At 72.8% G+C, this 4,117-nt stretch carries 2 protein-coding genes; both read right to left on the bottom strand.

Annotated elements, in window-relative coordinates:
- Positions 1-1,397: type I polyketide synthase (locus tag E0D90_RS24165; RefSeq protein ID WP_130800079.1), on the bottom strand; the 1,397-nt coding region annotated here is incomplete at its 3' end.
- 2 nt (positions 1,398-1,399) lie between these two features.
- The gene (locus E0D90_RS24160) at positions 1,400-4,102 is read right to left on the bottom strand and encodes a type I polyketide synthase (RefSeq protein ID WP_227870462.1); all 2,703 of its coding nucleotides are present in this window, start codon (positions 4,100-4,102) and stop codon (positions 1,400-1,402) included.
- Between the last annotated feature and the right edge of the window lie 15 nt (positions 4,103-4,117).

Here is a 4,117-nt window from a genome sequence, read left to right as displayed (position 1 = left end):
ACCTCCGCGGACTCCTCCGCCGGAACAGCCTCAAGCACCACATGCGCATTGGTACCGCTGACACCGAACGACGAGACGGCAGCTCGGCGAGGCTCTCCGGAGTCGGGCCACGACCGGTTCTCGGTGAGCAGTTCGACACTGCCCGAGGACCAGTCGACGTGCGGGCTGGGCGCGTCGACGTGGAGGGTCCTGGGGAGCACGCCGTGCCGCATGGCCTGAACCATCTTGATCACTCCGGCCACGCCCGAAGCGGCTTGCGTGTGGCCGATGTTGGACTTCAGTGAGCCCAGGTACAGGGGTTCCGCACGCTCCTGACCGTAGGTCGCCAGCAGCGCCTGCGCCTCGATCGGGTCGCCCAGGGTCGTACCGGTGCCGTGGCCCTCCACGGCGTCCACCTCTGCGGCGGAGAGCCGGGCAGAGGCCAGCGCGTCCAGGATGACGCGTCGCTGGGCGGGTCCGTTGGGGGCGGTGAGGCCGTTGGAGGCGCCGTCGGAGTTGACGGCGCTGCCGCGCACCACAGCCAGCACCCGGTGCCCGTTGCGGCGGGCGTCCGACAGCCGCTCCACCAGGAGCATGCCAACACCCTCGCTCCAGCCGGTGCCGTCGGCGGCGGCGGCGAACGCCTTGCAGCGGCCGTCACGTGCCAGGCCGCGCTGTCTGCTGAACTCGACGAAGGCGGCCGGGGTGGCCATGACGGTGACCCCGCCGGCGAGCGCCATCGAGCACTCTCCGGCCCGCAGCGCACGCACGGCCAGGTGCAGCGCCACCAGGGACGACGAGCACGCCGTGTCCACGGTGACCGCCGGACCCTCGAAGCCGAAGCTGTACGCCACCCGGCCGCAGAGCACGCTGGTAGCGGTACCGGTCAGCGCGTAGCCCGCCGACTCCTCGGCGACGGGGACGCCGATGCCGTAGCCGGAGGTCCCGGCTCCGACGTACACGCCGACGGGGCTGCCCTTGAACGCCTTCGGGTCGATCCCGGCCCGTTCGAACGCCTCCCAGGATGCCTCCAGGAGCAGGCGCTGTTGGGGGTCCATCGCGGCGGCCTCGCGTGGCGAGATGCTGAAGAAGTCCGCGTCGAAGCGTCCCGCGTCGTGGACGAAGCCGCCCTCTCGGGAGTACGAGGTGCCCTCGCCCCGGGAGTCCGGGTCGTACAGGGAGCCGAGATCCCAGCCGCGGTCGGTGGGGAACTCGCTGATGCCGTCGCCTCCGGCGGACACCATGTCCCAGAGCGACTCGGGCGAGTCGATGCCACCGGGAAGCCGGCAGGCCATCCCGACGATGGCGATCGGCTCGTGCCCGGCGCCCACCAGCTCCTGGTTGCGGGTCTTGAGCCGTTCGTTCTCCTTGATCAGGGTGCGCAGGGCTTCGACGTAACGTTCGTCGGCGGACGCCATGGTCAATGCTCCCCGTCGTTGGCTTCGACGAGCTTCAGCAGTGCCTCGCCGTCCAGTTCGTCCACCGCGTGCGCGGTCGGCGCTTCCACGTCTTCGGTTTTCTCCCCCGCCAGTCTCAGCAGGGGTTCGAGCAGTCCGGCTTCGCGGAGCCGGGCCGTCGGCACGGCGGCGAGGGCGGCGCGGACGCGCTGTTCCTCGTCGGCCTCGCCCTCGTCGCCATCCGGGGCGATGCCCAACTCCTCAAGGAGGTGTTCGGCCAGTTCGGCGGGCGTCGGGTAGTCGAAGACCACCGTGGCGGTCAGGGAGCTGCCGCTGACCGCGGTGAGCCGGTTGCGCATCTCCACGGCGGTGAGCGAGTCGAAGCCGAGGTCCCGGAAGGCGCGGTCGGGTTTGATGTCGCCGCTGTCCGCGTGTCCGAGTACCAGGGCGGTCTGCGTCCGCACCAGTTCCAGGACCGTGTCGGCCCTCTCGTAGTGCGGCAGGGCGAGAAGGTCGGCGCGCAGGTCGCCGGGGGCTCCGGCCACCTCCGCCCCGTCGGAGGCCGGGCCGCCCGCCAGCCGGGCCAGCAGGGAACTGGGCCGGGACGAGGTGAACGTCTGCGCGAACAGCGGCCAGTCGATGTCGGCCACCGTGACCGTGGGCGCCGTGTCGGCGACCGCGTCGGCCATGGCGGCGAGCGCCTGGTCCGGATCCATCACCAGGACTCCCCGTCGGGCGAGTTCGGTGTCGGCCCCCTCGGCCATGCCCTCTCCGCCCCAGGCGCCGAAGGCGACGCAGGTCGCGGGCGCCCCACGGGCCGCCCGCCGCAGGGCAAGGGTCTCCAGCCGGGCGTTGGCGGCGGCGTAGGCGGCCTGCCCGGCACCGCCCCAGACGGCGGCGACCGACCCGAACAGCACGAAGGCGTCGAGGTCGCCGCAGAGTTCGTCCAGGTGCTCCGCGCCGGCTGCCTTGCCTGCCTGAGCCGCCGCCAGGTCCTCCTCGGTCAGCTCGGAGAGCCTTCCCAAGCCGCCGACGCCCGCGGCGTGCACCACGGCGTTCGGCGCGTACTCGGCCACCAGGGAGGCGACGGCGTCCCGGTCGGCGAAGTCGCAGGAGACCACGGTGGTCTCCGCGCCCAGCTCCGTCAGCTCCTTGACCAGTTGGTCGGCGCCCGGCGCGGACGCACCCCGCCGGCCGGCCAGCACCAGTCGGGTGGCACCGCCGAGAGCGGCCCACCGGGCGACGCGGGAGCCGAGCGCACCCGTTCCGCCGGTGATCAGCAACGTGCCCTGCGGGCGCCACGGCGTGGCGGCGACCGGAGGCGCGGTGACCAGCCGCCGCGCGAGCGGTTCGTCCCGGAGGGCGACCTGGTCCTCGGCGGTGACTCCGGAGAGGATCGCGACCAGTGAGGCGTCGCTGACTCCGGCCGTGGGCAGGTCGATCAGCCCGCCCCACAGCGAGGGGTGTTCCAGCGCGGCCACCCGGCCCAGCGCCCACAGTGCGTGGCCGCCCGCCGCAGGGGGCTCCTCGTCCGGTAGCGCCACCGCACCACGGGTGACGCACCACAGGCGCGTGTCGGTGTCGGCCAGCGTCCGGACGAGAGCGAGTCCGGTGGCGACGGCGGTGTCCTCGGCCAGGCCGAGCAGTGACAGCACCCCCGCCCAGGGGCGGTCGGAGGAGGAACGCTCCACCAGTTGCCGGAGTTCGGCCGCGGCGTCAGCCGGGTCGATCACCTGGACGAGCGGGGTTCCGCCGCTGCGGCGGATCGCCTCGGCACAGTCGGCGGCGGTCTCCTCGTGCTCTGCGTGGGCCAGCACAAGCCAGCTGCCCACCAGAACCGGGTCCACAGGGACGGAGACGGGCTGCCACTCCTCCTGGTACCGCAGACCTCGGGAGGAGTAGAGGTCGTGCCAACCCGTGAGCTTCGACAGCGTGTCGTCGAGCCGCTCCCGGTCCTCGCCGGGATCGACACCGAGCAGTCCGGCCACGGCGTCCGCGTCGCCACCGCGCACCGCTACCCAGAAGGCGTCATCGCCGCCCTGACCGCCCGCCCCACCGGTGCCGGACACGGGCAGCGGCCAGTACCTCTGGTGCTGGAAGGCGTAGGTGGGCAGGTCCACGACGCGGCCACCGAGGCAGCCGAAGAGCTGGCCCCAGTCGAACCGCACTCCCGCGACATGGGCCCCCGCGACGGCGGTCAGCAGGGCACGCACACCGTCGGTGCCGGAACGCTGCGCCGGCAGCACGGTCACCTCGGCGTGGGCGGCCAGGCAGAGCGCCGCCTGCGCCGACAGCACCCCGTCCGGGCCGAGTTCCACGAAGCGGGTAGCGCCTTCCTCGTGTGCACCGCGCACGGCATCGGCGAAGCGGACCGGCTCGCGAACCTGTCCCACCCAGTAGGCGGGCGTGGCGATGTCGCCGGGAGCGGTGGTGCGGACGGGGATCTGCGGCGCGTTGAACGTCAACGCCTGGGCCACAGCGGCGAATTCGGCCAGCATCGGCTCCATCAGTGAGGAGTGGAACGCGTGCGAAACGGCCAGCCGCTTGACCCGTACCCCCTGCGACCGAAGCTGCTTCTCCAGCGCGCCGATCGCGTCCGCCGCGCCCGAAACCGTCACCGAGGTCGGCCCGTTGACCGCCGCGAGGTCCACCCCGCCCGGCAGTTCCAACTCGCCCTCAGGCAGCTCCACCGCCAGCATCGCCCCACCCTCAGGCAGGGCATCCATCAACCGACCACGCGC

The organism is Streptomyces otsuchiensis, assembly GCF_004305975.1.
Lineage (GTDB): Bacteria > Actinomycetota > Actinomycetes > Streptomycetales > Streptomycetaceae > Streptomyces > Streptomyces otsuchiensis.
Note: the sequence above shows the minus strand (reverse complement) of the source record. Positions and strands in the feature narration are given on the sequence as shown.